This window comes from Saccharothrix stipae, from assembly GCF_054781895.1.
In genome coordinates this window covers 43,354-61,071 of sequence record NZ_BAAGTN010000008.1, presented here as the reverse complement: position 1 = coordinate 61,071, position 17,718 = coordinate 43,354, and the positions used below count along the sequence as shown (strand labels likewise).

The 17,718-nt window shown below is 72.8% G+C and carries 14 protein-coding genes and 1 pseudogene; 7 read left to right on the top strand and 8 right to left on the bottom strand.

Features of this window, described 5'->3' with window-relative positions; all coding sequences use genetic code 11:
• Nucleotides 1-25 precede the first annotated feature (25 nt).
• The 7 genes and pseudogenes from ACYVLT_RS17040 to ACYVLT_RS17010 all read right to left on the bottom strand — a co-directional run bounded on the left by ACYVLT_RS17040 (nt 26) and on the right by ACYVLT_RS17010 (nt 9,011).
• Nucleotides 26-1,528, bottom strand: a complete 1,503-nt coding sequence (locus tag ACYVLT_RS17040) for a TNT domain-containing protein (protein ID WP_461121180.1) — start codon at nt 1,526-1,528, stop codon at nt 26-28.
• Nucleotides 1,525-2,001: a hypothetical protein gene (locus ACYVLT_RS17035; RefSeq protein WP_461121179.1), complete on the bottom strand. Its 477-nt coding sequence runs from the start codon at nt 1,999-2,001 to the stop codon at nt 1,525-1,527. Before ACYVLT_RS17035 ends, ACYVLT_RS17040 begins: the two co-directional genes overlap by 4 nt.
• Entirely contained in the window at nt 1,964-5,758 is a 3,795-nt protein-coding gene (locus tag ACYVLT_RS17030) for a glycohydrolase toxin TNT-related protein (RefSeq protein WP_461122228.1), read from the bottom strand. The genes ACYVLT_RS17035 and ACYVLT_RS17030 overlap by 38 nt, the downstream gene beginning before the upstream one ends.
• Nucleotides 5,759-6,213: 455 nt before the next feature.
• Nucleotides 6,214-6,384: a hypothetical protein gene (locus ACYVLT_RS17025; protein WP_461122274.1), complete on the bottom strand. Its 171-nt coding sequence runs from the start codon at nt 6,382-6,384 to the stop codon at nt 6,214-6,216.
• Between the two features lie 1,414 nt (nt 6,385-7,798).
• A pseudogene (locus ACYVLT_RS17020) lies at nt 7,799-8,143 on the bottom strand (WXG100-like domain-containing protein); the annotation flags it as partial.
• 56 nt (nt 8,144-8,199) lie between these two features.
• Nucleotides 8,200-8,511, bottom strand: coding sequence for a WXG100 family type VII secretion target (locus tag ACYVLT_RS17015; protein WP_360458991.1), 312 nt, complete (start codon nt 8,509-8,511; stop codon nt 8,200-8,202).
• Nucleotides 8,508-9,011 (bottom strand): YbaB/EbfC family nucleoid-associated protein, encoded by a 504-nt coding sequence (locus tag ACYVLT_RS17010; protein WP_461121178.1) that lies wholly within the window; start codon nt 9,009-9,011, stop codon nt 8,508-8,510. Before ACYVLT_RS17010 ends, ACYVLT_RS17015 begins: the two co-directional genes overlap by 4 nt.
• Before the next feature lie 109 nt (nt 9,012-9,120).
• Here ACYVLT_RS17010 and ACYVLT_RS17005 point away from each other — a divergent pair, with 109 nt between their 5' ends.
• Genes ACYVLT_RS17005 through ACYVLT_RS16990 form a run of 4 tightly spaced genes read left to right on the top strand, consistent with a single transcriptional unit; the run spans nt 9,121 to nt 12,438 of the window.
• Entirely contained in the window at nt 9,121-10,329 is a 1,209-nt protein-coding gene (locus ACYVLT_RS17005; protein WP_461121177.1) for an MFS transporter, read from the top strand.
• Nucleotides 10,322-11,251, top strand: coding sequence for a DMT family transporter (locus ACYVLT_RS17000; RefSeq protein ID WP_461121176.1), 930 nt, complete (start codon nt 10,322-10,324; stop codon nt 11,249-11,251). Before ACYVLT_RS17005 ends, ACYVLT_RS17000 begins: the two co-directional genes overlap by 8 nt.
• Before the next feature lie 16 nt (nt 11,252-11,267).
• Nucleotides 11,268-12,125, top strand: a complete 858-nt coding sequence (locus tag ACYVLT_RS16995) for a bifunctional methylenetetrahydrofolate dehydrogenase/methenyltetrahydrofolate cyclohydrolase (RefSeq protein ID WP_461121175.1) — start codon at nt 11,268-11,270, stop codon at nt 12,123-12,125.
• 19 nt (nt 12,126-12,144) lie between these two features.
• A complete protein-coding gene (locus ACYVLT_RS16990; protein WP_360459092.1) occupies nt 12,145-12,438 on the top strand; it encodes a DUF3017 domain-containing protein in 294 nt (97 codons plus the stop codon).
• 6 nt (nt 12,439-12,444) lie between these two features.
• On the opposite strand, the gene ACYVLT_RS16985 is transcribed toward ACYVLT_RS16990, so the two are convergent.
• Nucleotides 12,445-13,008: a TetR/AcrR family transcriptional regulator gene (locus ACYVLT_RS16985; protein WP_360458981.1), complete on the bottom strand. Its 564-nt coding sequence runs from the start codon at nt 13,006-13,008 to the stop codon at nt 12,445-12,447.
• 72 nt (nt 13,009-13,080) lie between these two features.
• Between ACYVLT_RS16985 and ACYVLT_RS16980 the strand changes: the two genes are divergently transcribed.
• The 3 genes from ACYVLT_RS16980 to ACYVLT_RS16970 all read left to right on the top strand — a co-directional run bounded on the left by ACYVLT_RS16980 (nt 13,081) and on the right by ACYVLT_RS16970 (nt 17,544).
• Nucleotides 13,081-13,647 carry a dihydrofolate reductase family protein gene (locus tag ACYVLT_RS16980; RefSeq protein ID WP_461121174.1) on the top strand — a complete coding sequence of 189 codons (567 nt, stop codon included), beginning with the start codon at nt 13,081-13,083 and terminating at the stop codon, nt 13,645-13,647.
• A gap of 709 nt (nt 13,648-14,356) precedes the next feature.
• Entirely contained in the window at nt 14,357-14,908 is a 552-nt protein-coding gene (locus ACYVLT_RS16975) for a hypothetical protein (protein WP_461121173.1), read from the top strand.
• Between the two features lie 170 nt (nt 14,909-15,078).
• A complete protein-coding gene (locus ACYVLT_RS16970; protein WP_461121172.1) occupies nt 15,079-17,544 on the top strand; it encodes a tetratricopeptide repeat protein in 2,466 nt (821 codons plus the stop codon).
• Nucleotides 17,545-17,718: the final 174 nt, after the last annotated feature.

Genomic DNA, 17,718 nt, shown 5'->3' with positions numbered 1-17,718 from the left:
GAGTAATGACGCGGCGCGACGGACCCTAGACCCCCGGTTGCGGCTGCTGGATCGCCGCCGCGGGCACCTCGACCAGGCTCCCGTCGGCCAGCAGGTCGTGCACGGAGCTCGCCAGGAAGTAGCCGGTGCCGCCCCCGACCTGCCCGAACCACGGCACCGCGACGCCCTTCAGCGCGGGCACCGGCTTCTGCACCCGGTACACGTGGTAGCGGCGGTTCAGCCAATCCGGTGGCAGCGAGCGGTGACCGAACATCGTCCCGGCCGCGTAGACGAGGTTGCCCGACTCCGCGCCGAACCGATCCAGCTCGACACCGACCGGGACCACCACGTTCTCGCGGTCCCGGAACAGCGACAGCGGCGGCTCGTCGGGCAAGGGCTGGATGTCCGCGACCGGCAGCACCAGCGCGCCGGTGTCCGCCGCCGCCCGCGTCCGGTCCAGGTCGGCCCGCCACAGCAGCTCGGCCAGCAGCACCTTCGCCGCGTCCACCGCGTGCTCGTAGACGCGCGGCCGGCCGTGCGGGCCGCGGTCGGCGTCCCAGAACTGGACCTGCCAGCCGGACCGGCCGGGCGCGGGTTCGAGCACGAACGCGTCCGGCTTCGGCGCCACGATGCCGTACTCGGACTCGGCCACCCCGAAGTGCTCCAGCCGCTCCTTGAGGTGGTCGAGCGCGCGCTGGTCGACCTCGGTGATCACGCGCGGCTCGTGCTCGGGCAGCGGCGCGCCCTCGGCCTGCCCGGTGGCCACGGCGGTGGCCGCCCGCTCCGCCTCGGGCGCGACCGGCGGCACGCGGTAGTCGTTGTCCCGGATGTGCTGCACCAGCTGTGGCACCGGCGGCACGTGGTGGTTGCGCAGGTAGTACGCGACGCCGCCGGGCCACACCCAGGTGCCGTCGGTGTGGAAGGACAGCGGCACGGACGGCGTCGCGTCCGGCTTGAGCGCGTCCGGGCCGTAGGAGCGCGCGGCCAGCACGATCGGCGCGTTCTCCAGGTAGGCCAGCACGTCGTCCAGCTCCTGCGGGTGCACGCCGGGCCGGTCGTGCACCGCGGGGTCCGGCCCGTCGAACAGCGGCGCGGCGATCACGGTGCCACTGGCCGGGCCCAGCCCCGCCCGTTCCCGCAGCCACGCCGGGAGGGCGTCGTCGTCGCGCGGGTAGAGCTCCAGCTCTTCGGCGTAGTACTGCGGCGCGGGCGGCTGCGTCCAGTCCGGCTCGCCGTCCCGGTCGAACTCCGCCGAGTACGTGTCGGGGTGCACGAGGTGGAACTTCATCGACAACCACGTGCCGTGGCCGGGCCGCGCCATGCCGTCGCGCAGCTGCACGAAGAACGGCAGCGCCTCGGGCGGCAGCTCCCAGTCGAACGACGAGCCGTACATGGTCAGCCCGGAGACCTGCGTCTCCAGGTAGCGGCCCACCATCCGGACGTCGACGAACAGCTGCTCCCAGTCGCCGGGCAGGCGCTGCACCAGCAGGGTGGTGACGGAGCCGAGGATCGCGTTCTGGTCCTCGACGTCCAGCTGCGGTGCGGTCATGCGTTCTGCTCCTCGGTCGTCTCGCTCGCCTCGACCAGCTTGGCGCGCAGCCAGTCGGGGATGAAGGCCTCGTCGCGGGGGAAGACCTGGAGGTCACGGGCGAAGTCCGCGGCCGGCACGGGCGGGTCGAACCGCGGGTCGTGGTCGAAGTTGTAGGTGATGTCGATGCGGACCGGCGCGTTCACCACGCACCGCGCGGAGAACCACGTGCCGCGGCCCGGCTGGTACAGCACCTGCCGCATCTCCTGGAACGCGGCGTTGAGCCCTTCCGGCGGCATCACCTCGGGGGTGCTGCGGTCGGGCAGGTAGACCTTCAGCGTCGCGTCCTGCACGGCCACGGTCATCCGCACCAGCAGGTCGATCCGCCGGAAGCCGTCCGGAGCAGCGTCCAGCAGCATGCCGCCGATGTGCTGGAGCAGCTCGTCGTGGCGCTGCTCAGAAGTCGGCCGGCCAGAGGGCTGCGTTGTGCTCATTCGGGTAGCTCCTGACGTAGATCTCGGTGGTGCCGTCGGCGAGCGTCACACGCCACCGCGTCTGGTACGTGTGCGGGTGGCGTTGCAGCGGGTCGCGCAGTGCGAACGTGTCGATCATCTCGACGGTACCGCCGGACTTCATGAACTTCGCGCGGTCCCGCTCCATCCGGTGCCAGGTCTCGGCGGTGGCGAACGCGGGCCGCTTGTTGCCCTGGTTCTCGTCGCGCTGCTGGCTCGACTGGTTCGCCGCCTCACCGGGTCCGCCGGTCTCGTTGCCCTGGTGGTGGCCGCCGTCGGAGAGCTTCTTGCCGTCCGCGTCCACCTCGCCGTGACCGCCGACGTCGAGCTGGGCGGTGCCGTCGCGCCGGATCGCGCCGCCGGATCTCAGGTCGGGCCGACCGGTCGTCGCGACCGTCTCGCCGTCGCCGTTGGTGCGGCCGCGCCACGCGTCGTTGTCGGCGACCAGCACGGCGTTGGGCAGTGGGTTGTTGAGGTCGGGGCTGAACGGCCGGAACGTGTGCACGTGCGCGGTCGAGCCGTCGTCGCCGGTCTGGAACGTGCCGTAGCCCTGCTTCTTGTGGTCGTCCAGCACGAACCGGGTGTTCGGCGGCAGGTCGGCGCGGGCCGCGAACGGGTCGGAGTTGCTGAACGGCCGCGTCACGGCCGCGTGCTGCGCGGGCGTCCAGCCGCTGGTGTTCCCGCTGACGACCTGCACGGAGTAGGCGTACCCGTCGTCGGTCCTGGTGCGCTGCACGGCCAGCTCGACCTCGCCGTTGACGGGCGTCGGCCAGCTCCGGGTCGGGTTCTGGGCCGTGCCGAGGCCGTAGAAGCCGTCGGAGGTGACCTGCGCGTGCGCCGGGGCCTGGGTGATCTCGGCGTTGACCCGGCTGCGCTGGCCGGAGTGCGTGTCCTCGAACACCACGTGACCGGACTCGTCGGTGAGGAACCGGCCGCGGTGCTGGCCGTGCTCGTCGGTGACCAGGTACTCGGTGTTCGGGTCGTGCACCTGGCCGGGTCGGCTGAACGGCTCGCCCTGCTTGACGTCGTCCACCGGGGTCTGCCTGGTCGTGGCCGGCTCGGCGCGCTCGACCGCGTTCTGCGGGTGGCCGTCGGCGTTGGTGGTGAACTCCTGGTGCAGCGGGCCGCGGTCGATGTTGTAGTTCGTGCCCTGCGAGGTGTGCCCCACCTCGGGGTTGCGGACGTCGGTGGACAGGTAGTCGGGCGCGGCCACCCACCTCGGCTTGCCGTCGGCGTCGGTCTGCACCGTGCCGCGGTACGTGCCGTCGGTGTCGTGGACCTCCATGCGCGTGTTCGGCGGCAGGTCGGTGCGGGCGGTGAACGCCTCGTCCGGTCCCGGCGCCAGCGGGTGGTCGCGGTCGATCGTCCGGCGGCCGTTGGCGGGCTCGGGGATCGGCTCGATGATCACCGCGCGGTCGACGGTGACGGTCCGGTCGCCGACCTTGATGGTGTCCTGGGTGGTCTGCCGGGTGCCGTCGGCGTTGGCCACGAAGACGTCGTGCCGGTGGCCGACCTCCACGCGGTAGTGGGCGTTCGGCGCGGGGTGGCGGACCTCGGGGTTGTCGCCGTGGCGGGTGTTCGGCGCGATGGCGTCGACGTGGACCCGGCCGTCGGCGTCGACGTGCACGACGGTGCGCACGGTGCCGTCCTCGCCGCGGATGGTGACGCGGGTGTCCCTGGGCAGGTCCTGGCCGCTGTTGAAGAACGACTGGTCGTCGCGCAGCCGGACGTCCTGCTGGTGCGTGGTCTCGGGGGCCGTCCACGGCTGCTGCACCTGCGGCTCGATGTCGAGCCGGCCGCGGTGCGCCTGGTCGTCGGTGGCCAGGTCGCCCTTGGGCTCGTGGCCGGGCGGCATCCCGTGCTCGCCGGTCGGCGCGTGCGTGCCGTCGGGCTCGAAGGCGTGCCAGCCGCCGTCCGGCGGGAGCTTCGGGCCGGTGCCCGCCTCGTTCGGCGAGCCGGCGTAGACGTTGCCGTCCCGGTCGGACCAGGCCAGGCTGTCCGGCGCGATGACCCGCTGCCCGGTCTCCCGCGCCACGTGCGCGGCCAGGCTGTTCTCGCCGCCCGCGCCCGCGTCGCAGCCGACGAACAGGATCGTGCGGCCGGCCAGGTCGGGGTGGTTGCCGATCAGCTGGACGAGCTCGGCGCGGGTGTAGTGGGTGTCGCCGATGCGGACGCCGTCACCGTCGGTGTGGACGTCGAGGACGACCTGGCCGTCGGTGGCCGGGATGCGCCCGGACAGGTCGCGGAGGCGGTCCTCGGTGTGCAGCGCGACGCCCGAGTCGGTGACCTGGCTGTTGCGGATCGCCTGGTCGACGCGCTGGGACACCTCGCCGAGCGGGATCGGGCCGTCGTGGGAGACCGGGCCGAGGTCGGGGTTCGGCGTGTCGGCCGGTCGGTCGACGGGCGGGTGGTCGGCGAAGGCGCCCTGCTGTGCCTCGGCGACGGTGGCGGTGTCGGGTTTGACCACGTTGCCGTCGCGGTCGAACGTGCCGAAGTCGGGTGGCAGCACGCGACCGTCGGCGGGCGGCACGTCGACCTCGTGCAGGACGCCCAGGTCGATCAGGCGCTGGACGCTCATCTTGCCGGTGGCCGGGTCGACGAGGGCCGCGTCGAGGACCGGCTGGAGCTGGCGCGCGCCGCCGTTCTGGTCGAAGGCGGGGGCGACCTGGGCGAGCTCGACGGTGAGGGGGGCGTCCAGGACGTAGACGTGGTAGCCCTTGCCGAGGCTGTCCGGCATGATCGCGCGCTCGCCGAACCCGTAGGCCTGGCCGTCCGGGCGCAGGGGCGAGAGGAAGTCGCCGTTCGGGCTGCCGAAGCGGTCGAGCACGGTGCCCGCGGGCAGTTCCACGACCACCCGCGCGCCGTCCGCGCCCTGGTTCGGCGGCCAGTCGATGCTGCCGTCGGGCTTGGAGTGGGCGTCGCGGAACGACTGGTAGTCGCCGTACGGGCCGTAGGGCTGGTAGGTCGGCTCGATCAGGGCGGCGGCGCGCTGGTCGTAGGTGCCGACGGATTGGTCCGTGGGGCCGGTGCTCTCGTGGACGGGGACGTAGTCGCCGTTGTGGGAGAAGCCGGGGACGACACCTGCCGGTTGGTTCCAGACGTTCTTCTGGGGGAACGGATCCGTGCCGGTGCTGTCGGTGCTGGTCGTGCTGTCGGTGCTGGGGGTGATGTCGGTCGTGGTGTCGGCGGGCCACTCGTGGCTGGAGGCCGGGGAGTGCTCGTCACCGGGCGCGCCGACCAGGTCGGCCGGCGGCTCGGTGCCGTTCGTGGTGTCCCCGGTGTCCGGCGCGGTGTCGGGCGGGGTGCTGTCGGACGGGGTGCTGTCCGGCTTCGGCCCGTCCGCCTTCGGCCCTTCCGTTGTTGGCGCGGGCCCGTCGCTGGTCGGTGTCGGCCCGTCCGTGCCGCGAGCGGCGGGCGCGGGACCGTCGGTGCGGATCGGAGCCGTGGGCGCGGGCGCGGCGGAACGTGCGGCGGGCTCCGGGGCGCGTGCCGGTGCCGAGGCTTCCGGACGAGCCGGCGCGGCCGAGCCGCCTGGTTGCGGGCCGGCAGGTTGCGGGCTGCCTGGCTGCGGTCCGGCAGGCGCGGGCCCACCGGGCTGCGGCCCGAACCCACCCGGTTGCGGCCCGAACCCGCCGGGCTGCGACGGGAGCGTGGGCGTCTGCGACGGCGCGGTGGACACCGGACCGCGCTGCTCGGGCAACGACCCGGGACCGGTGGTCGGCAGCGGCTGGACCGGCATCCCGGTCAGGGAACTGGCGCTGACCGCGTCGTTCCCCCGAACGTGCTGATCCCGGCCGGAAGGGGCGGGAGTGGAGGCGGGAGTGGCGGGAGCCGGAGAAGCATCGGGCGAGAACCCGCCGGCGGCCGGCGTGGGCCCACGCCCACCAGGCGCCCCACCCACACCGGTCGCAGGCGCCATACCACCCGCCGCACCGGCCATCGGAGCGCCAGCAGACCCCGCAGGGCCAGGGTTAGCAGGGCCGGCACCCGGCGCGGGCCCACCAACCGCAGGCCCACCCGTCGCAGGCCCAGTCGTCGCAGGCGCAGCACCGGTAGGCGCGACACCGGCCGCAGGCCCACCCGTGGACACCGGCCCACCCGGCGTGGATCCCCCGAGCGACGACCCACCGGACACCGACCCACCAGGCGCTGAACCACCAGGCATGCCACCACCGAGCGGCACCCCACCGGCAATCACACCGCCACCGACAGGCCCACCGGCCGTAGCCCCGCCAACGGGCGCGCCACCCGGAACCGGCCCGCCGGTGGTAGCCCCACCAGGCACCGCACCACCAGGCACAGCACCAGTCGTCGGACCACCCGGCAACGACCCACCCGGCACAGGCCCGCCAGGCGTCGCACCACCCGGCACCGATCCACCCGGCACCGATCCACCGGGTGTCGCGCTGCCCGGGACCGGACTACCGGAAGCAATACCACCCGGCGTCTGCCCGCCCGGCGTCTGCCCGCCAACCGCCGGACCACCAGGCGTCGCCCCACCGAACGACGATCCGCCAGGCACAGCCCCACCCGGCACAGCGCCGGTCGGCGTGGCCCCACCCGGCACGGTCCCGGTGGCGGCAGACCCGTTCGCCGCAAACCCACCGGGCGCCGATCCGCCAGGCACAGCACCGCCAGGTACCGCACCGCCCGGCATGCCGGCACCAGGCATGCCCGCACCAGGCCGAAGACCGGCCCCCGCGGCACCGCCCGGAGGCGTCGCACCAGCAGGCGTCGCACCAGGAGCCGAGCTCAACCCGTTCGGCGAACCAGCCGAACCGGGCGTGAACGACGACCCGCCCGGCACCGGACCGCCGGCCGGCATCCCGCCGGGCACCCGAGGCCCGGCACCACCGGGAGCCGAGCCGCCGGCCGAACCACCGGGAGCACTCGTCGGCACCGGACCACCCGTGGGCAGCGGACCGCCCGAGCCCGAGCCGAGCCGGCTACCGATCGAAGGTCCGGCCGAACCGCCACCCGGCGACGTCGGCAGCGAAGCACCACCGCGCCCACCAGGCGTACCGGCCGGAGGGCCGCCGAACGCCGCGGGCGCCGGAGAACCACCAGGCGTGCCGGGCGAGGAGTCACCGCCGACCGAAGGCGGCGGACCCACCCTCGGCCCCGCCGGAGCGGTCGGCGCGGCCACGGCCGAGGTCGCGGTCGTGCCCGCCAGCGGCCGGTTCAGCGCGTCGCGGTTCACCGGCGGTCCGGCGGGCGAACCGCCCGGCACGCCGCTCGGCGAACCGCCCGGCGCACCGGGAAGGGCACCCGGCACCGGCCCGAGGTTCGGCGGCCCGCCGTCGGGACCACCGGGGTTGATCCGCGGCGGATCGACCGAGATCCCGTCCTTCGCCCCACCGATCCCACCGGACACCGCACCGGCCGACGCACCCATCAACACGTCGCGCGCCGAGATGTCCTGCCCCATCGCGACCGCCGTGCCGACCGTGGACACCGCGCCCTCGACCGCACCACGCGTCGCGCCGACCGCCACCTGCCCGGCCAGCCCGCCACCCTCGAACTTCAGCCCACCCGACACACCGCCGACCAGACCGGACACCACGCCCGAGACCGCCGCCTCGGTGGTCTTGCCCCAGTCCCACGACTCCCGGTCGCCACGAGCCACCTGCACGGCCTGGATGGCCGCGTCGATACCGACCGAGATCGCCACTTCCTTCAGGATCGCGATGATCAGCTGCCGGAACGTGAACTGCACGATCAGCCGCGTCGCCTGCTGCGCGATCGGGATGCCCGCCGTCGTCGCGCCGAACGTGCCGAACGCCGCGGCGATCAGCGCGGCGATCTCGATCGCCAGCGCGATCAGCGACGCGATGATCGACAGCTTGGTGTACTCCACCTCCAGCGCGGTGTTGTCGCAACTCTCCGCCAGCTGCTCGCAGATCTTCTGCAACTTCGGCAGGTAGGAGTCGTCACCGTCGGTGAACTTCTTCCAGTACTCCTCGAACCGCTTGACCGCCTCGCCGGTCTGGCTCGCGAACACGGTGGACGCCGCGCCGTTGCCCTCGTCGATCACCGACTTCACGCCCTGCGCGGCCGTGCGGTAGGCGTCCGCCATCCGCCGCAACGCCGTCTCGTCACCTTCCGGCCAGCTCTGCCCGACCACGATCGGGAAGAGCCACGTGACTTCGCTCGGGATCTCGATGCCCACCGCAGTGCCCCTCAGTAAGTCCGGGAGATCCCGGTCGCGTTGCCCTGGTCGGAACCCTCGTAGGCATCGGCGGTCTGCTCCACGCCGGTGCGGATGTCGCCAAGGGCCTGCGCGAGGTTGCCGAAGGCCTCCAACGTGGCCTGCGAGTTCGGCACGTACTGCTTGGCGAACGCCTGCCCGGACTCGTCGCCGCCCCAGCACTGCCCCTCGGCCTGCAACGCGGAGTTCAGCGCCTGTAAGACGCCGCCCAGCGAGTCACCCGCCGCACCGAACTGACCCGCGCCGCGCCGCAGCCCGGACACACTGACGTCGAACCCGCTCACCAGCCGCTCCTGTCCATGATGCTGTCGCCGTCGTCATCGTCGGGAGCAGGCGCGGACCGACGCGGTTGCGTCGACGGCTGCGGCACGACGGGCGGCTGGGGGATGAGGTCGGCCAACGACGGCACGCCCGGCAGCATCTCCGACAGGTCGATGCTCGGACCCTGCCGCGCGGGCGCCAACACCTCGTTCAGCTCGGTCCGCGCCAGGGCGACGGCCTGCCGCACCGTCTCCGCGGTGAGCCGGGCCAGCTTGTCCGGCGTGGTGCGCTCGAAGGCGTTGGCCGAGAACTCCAGCGACGTCAACGCGCCCGCGGAGTCGACGGTGGCCCGCACGGAGCCGTCCTTGGACGCCGCGGTCGCGGTGATCGCCATGGCCTGCGCCTGCGTCTCGCGCAACTCGGCGGTCTTCTTCTTGAGCTCGACCAGGAGGGAGTCGACCTGCTCGCGCATGGCCGCGTTGCGCGCCTCCAGCTCGGCCCGTCGTCCGGTCGGATCGGTCACAGCTGTCCCCTCGTGAGCGCCACCCAGAGGTGCTGACGCTAACCGAGGCCCGCAGGTTCCCGCGGATATTCGGCATCGCGTTGTCGGTGGCTGCGGGCAGAGTGTCACCGTGCTCCGTCCGTACCGGGAACTCGCCGCGATACCCCACCTGCCGTGGCTGCTGCTGTGGTCCATGATCGGCCGCATCCACCTGCCGGCCACGCCGCTCGCGGTGTCGTTCCTGATAGCCGGGTGGACGGGCTCGTACGCGGTGGCCGGTGTGGTCGGCGGCGCGTTGACGTTGGGCATGGGTGTGGCGGGACCGCTGCGCGGGCGTGCCGCGGACCGGAGCCCGGCGGGGCGGTTGCTGCTGGTCACGGCCTCGGGTTACGGCGTGGGCATCGCGGTGCTGGGTGCGCTGCCCTCGTTCACGCCCAGTTCGGCGTGGCCGGCGGCGGTGGCGGTGGCGTTCCTGACCGGGTTGTCCACGCCGCCGGTGACGGCGATGAGCCGGGCGAGCTTCCCCAGGCTGGCGACGGGTCCGGCGCAGTCGGCGGTGTTCACCGTCGAGGCGTCCATGCAGGAGGTCATGTACATCGTCGGCCCCGCGCTGGCGGCGACCGTGGTCGCGGTGGGGAACGCGCGGGCGGCGCTGTGGCTGTGCGGCGCGCTGGCCGTGCTCGGCGCGCTGGGCTTCGCGGCCGCGTTGCGGCGGGCCGGGCTGGACCGGCCGGTGGCGCGTGAGGCCAAGCGCGGTGGGCGGTCGTTGCTGCGCGACGGTTCCCTGACGTTGGCCCTGGCGTCCGCGCTGTGCATGGTGGCGTCGCTGGTGTCGATCGACATGGTGATCATCGGGTGGGCCCGTGACCTCGGCAGACCCGCGATGGCCGGTGTGCTGACGGTGGTGTGGGGCATCGGGTCGGTGGTCGGCGGGTTGATCGCGGGCGGGCTCGTCGGGCGGGCCCGGTTCACCCGGCGGATGCTGTTGATGGCGTTGGGCATCGCACCGCTGGTGCTGGTGCTGCCACCGGTGCTGGAACCGTCGTCGGCGTGGTTGATCGGACTGGTCCTGGGGGTGGGCGGGATGGCGATCGCGCCCGCCATCGCGGCCAACAACCAGCGGATCAGCGGGCTCGCGCCGGACGACCGCAAGGCGGAGGCGTTCGGCTGGATGGGCACGTTCACCACGGCGGGCTCGGCGTTGGCGCTGCCGCTGGCCGGGTCTTTGCTGGACCACTTCGGGCCTGCGGCGGCGGCCGGGTCGAGCACGGCGGCGGCGCTGCTCGGCGCGTTGCTGGCGAGTCGGGTGCGGGAGCGGAGGGCAGTGCCGGTTGGGTGAGCGCGTTCGGCTGGTCGGCGGGCTGCTCGCGTTCGTCGGCGGGGCTTTCCTGGCGGTTCAGGGGCGGTTGAACGGCGAGCTGGGGCACGTGTTCGCCGACGGGTTCCTGGCCGCGCTGGTGTCGTTCGGCGGCGGGTTCGCGCTGTTGCTGCTGGTGGTGCCGACGACGGCCGCCGGGCGGGCCGGGTTGGCCAGGCTGCGGTCGTCGCTGCGGGCGGGACGGATCCGCTGGTGGCAGTGCGTCGGTGGGGCGTGCGGCGCGTTCTTCGTGTCCACGCAGGGGTTGACGATCGCGGCCCTGGGCGTGGCGGTGTTCACCGTGGCCGCGGTGGGCGCGCAGGCGGTGAGCAGCCTGCTGGTGGACCGGGCCGGGATCGGGCCCGCCGGTCGGGTGGCGTTGACCTGGCCGCGCGTGGCCGGTGCGGCGTTGGCCGTGGTGGCGGTCGCGGTGGCCGTGTCGGACGAGGCGAGCGAGGGGTCCGCGTTGTGGCTGGCCCTGCTGCCCGCGCTGGGCGGGATCGGGCTGGGCTGGCAGCAGGCGGTGAACGGGCTGGTGCGTGAGGCGGCGCGGAGCACGCGCGTCACCACGTTGGTCAACTTCGGCACCGGGACGGCGGTGCTGCTGGTCGTGTGCGCGGTGGACGTGGCGGTGCGCGGGCTGCCCTCGGCGGTGCCGGCCGAACCGTGGTTCTACGCGGGCGGCGCGCTCGGTGTCGTGACCATCGCCTCGGCCGTGCTCGCGGTGCGCCGGCTCGGCGTTCTGCTGGTGGGGTTGGTGCAGGTGGCGGGGCAGCTCGTGGGTGCGCTCGCGGTCGACGTCATCACTCCCGCCGCAGGTGAGCACGTGTCCGTGCACGCTCTGGTCGGCACGGTGTTGACGCTGCTCGCGGTGGTGGTCGCCGCGCTGCCCGGCCGGCGGTGATGAGATGATGAGGCACGTGACTGCGACGATCCTCAACGGCAGGGCCACCCGGGACGCGATCTTCGAAGACCTGCGCGCGCGGGTCGCCGCGTTGCGCGAGCGCGGGGTGACGCCGGGGCTGGCCACCGTGCTGGTCGGCGACGACCCGGGCTCGCACTCGTACGTGCGGGGCAAGCACCTGGCGTGCGAGAAGGTCGGCATCACGTCGATCCGTCGCGACCTGCCCGCGGACACCACGCAGGCCCGGCTCGAAGAGGTCGTCGACGAGCTGAACGCCGACCCGGCGTGCACCGCGTACATCGTGCAGCTGCCGCTGCCCAAGCACCTCGACCCGAACCCGATCCTGGAGCGCATCGACCCGCGCAAGGACGGCGACGGCCTGCACCCGGTCAACCTGGGCAAGCTGGTGCTCGGCGACGAGGCTCCGCTGCCCGCCACGCCGCGCGGGGTGGTGGAGCTGCTGCGCCGCTACGACGTGCCGCTGTCGGGGGCGAACGTGACCGTGGTCGGTCGGGGGGTGACCGTCGGTCGCCCGATCGGGTTGCTGCTGACCCGGCGGTCCGAGAACGCCACCGTGACCTTGTGCCACACCGGCACCAAGGACCTGGCCGCCGAGGTGCGGCGGGCCGACATCGTGGTCGCGGGCGCGGGCAGCCCCGGCCTGATCACGGCGGACATGGTGAAGCCCGGTGCGGCCGTCGTCGACGTCGGCATCACCCGCACCGAGGCCGGCCTGGTGGGCGACGTGCACCCGTCCGTGGCGGAGGTGGCGGGGTTCCTCGCGCCGATCCCGGGTGGCGCGGGTCCGATGACGATTGCGATGCTGCTGACCAACACGGTCGAGGCAGCCGAGCGCACTGCGGCGACGGCCTGAGGCGGAAGCGGTGGAGTTGTTGCCGGAGCAGCGCTGGCGGTCCGCGGCGGGCAAGCACCTGCCGTTCGCGCTGGTGCTCGTCGTGGTCGGGCTGGGTCTCGTGCGGATCGTGCAGTACCACTGGCGGCAGGGCGCGGTGCTGATCGGCGTCGCGTTGCTGGTCGCGGCGCTGCTGCGGGTGCTCGTGACCGACGAGCAGGCGGGGTTGATCGCGATCCGGAGCCGTGGCGTGGACGCGTTGCTGTACTCGGGGTTGGGGTTCGCCGTGATCTTCGTGGCGATGACCATCATCGGCGGCCCGCTGGACCGCTGACGCGGGTCAGGTGCGCTCGACCAGCTCCGTGATCAACTTGGTCATCTCCTCCTTCGGCAGCACTTCGGGCAGGGTCAGGTGCTCGACCATCAGGCCGCTCATCGCCAGGTAGAGCGAGACCACGGTGGTGCGGTCGCCGGGTAGGCCCGCGTCCAGGTGGAAGCGGACGTTCTGCTCCAGGTTCTCGCTGATCGTCCTGGTCAGGGCGGCCTGCAGCTCGGGGCGCCTGGTGGCCTCCAGCCTCAGCTCCAACAGGGCCAGGTAGCCCGTGCGGTCGACCTGGAGCCGTTCCAGCAGCTCTTGCAGCAGCCGCACGACGAGGCTCTTGTCCGGTGGCGCGGCCATCGTCTCCGCCAGCCGCCGCGCATCCGGCGTGAGCCGGACGTGGATGTGCTCGCCGACCTGGCGCAACAGGTCGTCGCGGTTGGCGAAGTAGTTCGACGCGGTGCCGTTGGGCACGCCCGCCTCCTGGTCCACGGCCCGGAACGTGAGGCCGCGCGCGCCCTCCTTCGCCAGCACTTCGATCGCCGCGTTGACCAACGCCGTACGCCTGGTCGGGTTACGTCTCAAGATCCCTCCTTGACAGCCACTCCAACCATAGTACTACAGTCGGAGTGGCAACCACACCCCGAGGAGAATGCCATGCGAAACCTGACCTACTTCGTCGCGACCTCGCTCGACGGCTTCATCGCCGACCCGAAGGGCGGCTTCGGCGATTTCCTGTTCGGGGGCGACCACATGACGGCGCTGTTCGAGGAGTACCCCGACACGTTGCCGGCGCAGGCCCGTGAGGCGATGGGCATCGACGTGCCGAACAAGAACTTCGACACGATCCTCATGGGTCGGGCCACCTATCAAGTGCCGGGTGGGCTACCGAGTCCCTATCCACATCTGCGGCAGTACGTGGTGTCGACCAGGCTCAGCACCACACCGGACGACGTGGAGGTCGTCGCCGACCCGCTGGCCAAGGTCCGCGAGCTGAAGGCCGAGCCGGGCCTGGGCATCTGGCTGTGCGGCGGCGGCAGGCTGGCGGCCACGCTGCTGCCGGAGATCGACGAACTGGTGCTCAAGATCCACCCGATCGTGATGGGCAGGGGCATCCCCCTGTTCGCCGGCGACTTCCCCACCGCCCGATTCGCCAAGGCCTCGACCAGGACCTTCGACACCGGCGTCGTGTTCGCCGGTTACACCAAGGCGGACGCCGCATGACCAACCTGGCCAACCGCTGACGGTTCACGGTCCACGGCACCGAACCGCAGCCAGACCCTCCCGGCGGCACCCAGCCCGCCTCCAACTCGGCCACGGGCAACCGCAGGCCTACCCAACGGTCACCGGCCACGCCCCGATCGTGGCCGGTGGCCTTGGGCCGGCATCCGGACACGCGGCCCAGCCGCCGCCAACCAAGAACCGACGGCCACCACTCAACCCCGACAACCACCGCCGACGACAACCAGCACCGGCACCGGCGACCGGCCGGGCGCAGCTCCCCGGAACACGCGGCACCCTGGGGCAGGGTCCTGCAAGCCGCGGATCAGGACGCCTGGTAATCCTCGGGCATGGCGGGGCGGGCGTCGTCCGTCGACCGATTGACGTGGGCGGCGATCGAGCCGCTGTCACAGGCGCCGGGGCGTGGCCGCAGCTCCGGGGAACACGCGGCGCACCTGGAGCAGGGTCCTGCAAGCCGCGGATCAGAGCTTGGTAGGCCTCGGGCATGGCGGGGCGTCGTGCGCCGACCGAGCACCAAGATCTCTATCGCGGTCGACGGATGCGACCTGCCGGTGCTCGCCCTGACCACTCTCCCGGCCAGGCAGGGGACAACCCGCGACCGCCGCCACTGCTCGACGGCATCCGCGTCCCCGGCACCGAGCCTGCCGAATCACGTTCACGCGGCGGGACCGGGCTCGGCATACTCGCCCGGGTGATTCCGGATGCCGACTCCCGCACGTCGTGGACCCGCCTGTACGAACTGGCGCATCGCCTGCCTCCCGGCGTCGAGGACTCAGCAGAGGCGGTGTTCCTGCCCATCGGCTTGCGCTTGGACGACCCCGCACGGCAGGTCGTCGTGTCGGATTACGCCGCCACGCCGGCCGGCGCCGTCCCTTTCGCCTCGACCGGCGGGGATGGCGTCCACTTCAGCATCGTGCCCGTCGCCGACGCCTGGCCGGTGGTGATGACCGTGCCGATGGCGTTCACCAACCCCAACCACGTCGTCGGTGGTGACGTGCGGGAGTTCCTCGCGCTGGGTTGCCGCACCGGCTACTTCAACCTGGACCGGCTCGCCTACTCCTGGGGTCGGGCGGAGCTGATCAACGCGCTCCAGACCACCACCGAGCCGGCACCGGATCCCGACGAGCGCCGCCTGCTGACGGCGCTGGTCGCCGAGTTCGGCCTGGAGCCCTGGCACGACGTCGAAGCGCGGCTCGCGGAGCTCCAGGCGGCATACCACTCGGCAACCCGGCCGAACCGCTGAAACCACGCTCGCACGCCGGAACGACGTTGTCCGCACTTCTGCGTTGCGGCCGGACGTGGCACCGGTTCGAGTAGCCCTCCGGACTGCTGCCGTGTCTGCTCGGAGCCGGTTCGCACGTGAATTGGGGTGGCGTGGTGGGCGGGTCGGGTGATGAACGCGGTCCGGGTGCGGTGACCCAATCCGGCGAGGCCTCCGGCGGTTCGACGCTGTTCCAGGTCGGGCGGGACCTCACGGTCCGGGGTGACGTGGTGACGCGCGCTGCGCCGGTGGTGCCGGTGATGGAGTCGGTGCCGGGCCTGTCCTGGGTGGGGCGGGTCCCGGTGGTGCCGGGGTCGTTCGTGGGCCGCGAGGAGGAGTTGGCGCGACTGGACGCGGCGGTGGCGAGGTCGGGTGGGCGTGCGGTGGTGGTGGCGGTGCACGGGTTGGGCGGGGTGGGCAAGAGCACCCTGGCCGCCCGGTTCGCCGAGCAGGCCGCCGAGCGGTTCGCACCGGTGTGGTGGATCACCGCCGACTCGGCCGCCGCCCTGGACACCGGGCTGTCCGAGCTGGCCGTGGCCCTCGTGCCGCAGGCCGCCGAACTCACGCTGGAGCAGCGGGTCGAGTTGGGGGTGCGGTGGTTGGCCTCCCACGACGGGTGGCTGCTGGTGCTGGACAACCTCACGGGCCCGAACGACGCGGCGGGTCTGTTGCAGCGTGTCCGGACCGGCACGGTGGTGATCACCTCCCGCCAGGTGGGCGGCTGGCGCGGCATGTCCGCGGTGGCCCTCGACGTGCTCCCGCCCGCCGAGGCCGTCGGGTTGTTGACCGGCATCGTGCGGGAGCAGTGGCCGCAGGCCGACCTGACCGGCGCCGAACGGCTGTGCGCGGAGCTGGGTCGGCTGCCCCTGGCGATCGAGCAGGCGGGCGCCTACATCGTGCAGACCCGCATCACCCCCACCGCCTACCTCGACCTGCTGACGCGGTTCCCGACGCGGATGTTCACCGCGACCGCCGAAGGCGGGGACGCCCAGCGCACCGCGGCCCGGGTCTGGCACGTCACCCTCGACCGCCTCACCGATACCCCGATCGCCGGGGACCTGCTGCGCCGACTGGCCTGGTACGCCCCCGACAACATCCCCCGCCACCTCCTCGCCACCGCCGACGACGCCCCCGAGCCCGACCTGGTGCACGCCCTCGGCAGGCTCGCCGCCTACAGCATGATCACCCTCACCGCCGACACCATCAGCGTCCACCGGCTGGTCCAGGCCGTCACCCGCACACCCGACCCCTCGGACCCCCACCGCCGGCCCGACGACATCGCCCGGGCCCACCGCGCCACCACCAACGCCCTGGCTGCCGCCGTGCTCGGATCCGACCCCGAACTGCCCACCAACTGGCCCGCGTTCCAGGCGGTACTGCCCCACGCACGGGCACTGCTCGACCACACCCACCCCGACGCGGACACCGCCCAGCTCTGCAACCTCGCGGACCACCTCGGCGTCTACCTCCACGGTCAGGGCGACATCACCACGGCAATCGCCCTGCACACCCGCACCGCGCACCACCGCGAACGCCACGACGGCCCCGACCACCCGGCGACCCTGACCTCCCGGAACGACCTCGCCGGCGCCTACATGTCGGCCGGTGACCTGGCACGCGCGATCCCACTGCTGGAAACGACCTTCGCCGACGTCGAGCGCGTGCTCGGACCCGACCACCCGGACACCCTGCGCATGCGCAACAACCTCGCCCACGCCTACGGGTTGGCGAAGGACACGGGTCGAGCGATCACCCTGTACGAGGCGACCCGCGCCCACAGCGAGCGCGTACTCGGACCGGACCACCCGCACACGCTGACCTCGCGCAACAACCTCGCCGCCGCCTACCTGTCGGCCGGTGACCGGCAACGGGCGACCTCGCTGTTCGAGACGACGCTCGCCGACATCGAGCGGGTGCTGGGACCGGACCACCCGCACACGCTGCGCTCGCGCAACAACCTCGCCCACACCTACCTGGGGGCGGGGCAACCGGAGCGGGCGATCCCGATGTTCGAGGCGACCCTCGCCGATCGGCAGCGCGTGCTGGGCTCCGACCACCCGGACACGTTGTCCTCGCGGCACGACCTCGCCCGCGTCTACCAGTCGGCCGGTGACCTGGCGCGAGCAACCCCGCTGCTCGAGACCGCCCTCGCCGCCGACGAACGAGTACTCGGCCCCCACCACCCGAACACACTGGCCTCGCGGCACCACCTCGCCCACGCCTACGTGTCGGCCGGTGACCTGGCACGGGCGATCCCCCTCCACGAGGCGAACCTCGCCGACCGGCAACACGTGCTGGGAACCGACCACCCGGACACGCTGACCACGCGCAACAACCTCGCCGGCGCCTACCTGTCGGCCGGTGACCCGGGGCGGGCGGTCCCGCTGTTCGAGGGGAACCTCGCCGACAGCGAGCGGGTGCTCGGGCCCGAACACCCGGACACACTGGCCTCGGGCAACAACCTCGCCCACGCCCTCCAGGCGGTGGGCGACACCGGGCGGGCGATCGCGCTGTTCGAAGCGACGTCCGAGGTCGCCGACCGGGTGCTGGGACCGGACCACCGCGTGACCAGGGCCATCCACGCCGGCATCAAGGCCGCGACGAACGACCCTCCGTAGTCCACCTCCTCGCCCCGACACCGGTCAGCCGGCTGTAGGTTCTCGCCACGCACAACATGCCGATCTTGTGCGACTTGCGGGTCGAGCCTGACTCACGGTGATGCCGCCATGATCAGTCTTGGTCGGCGTGTCATGTCCTCCGGTGCTGCTCCCTCATGTGTGGTGAATGAGCAA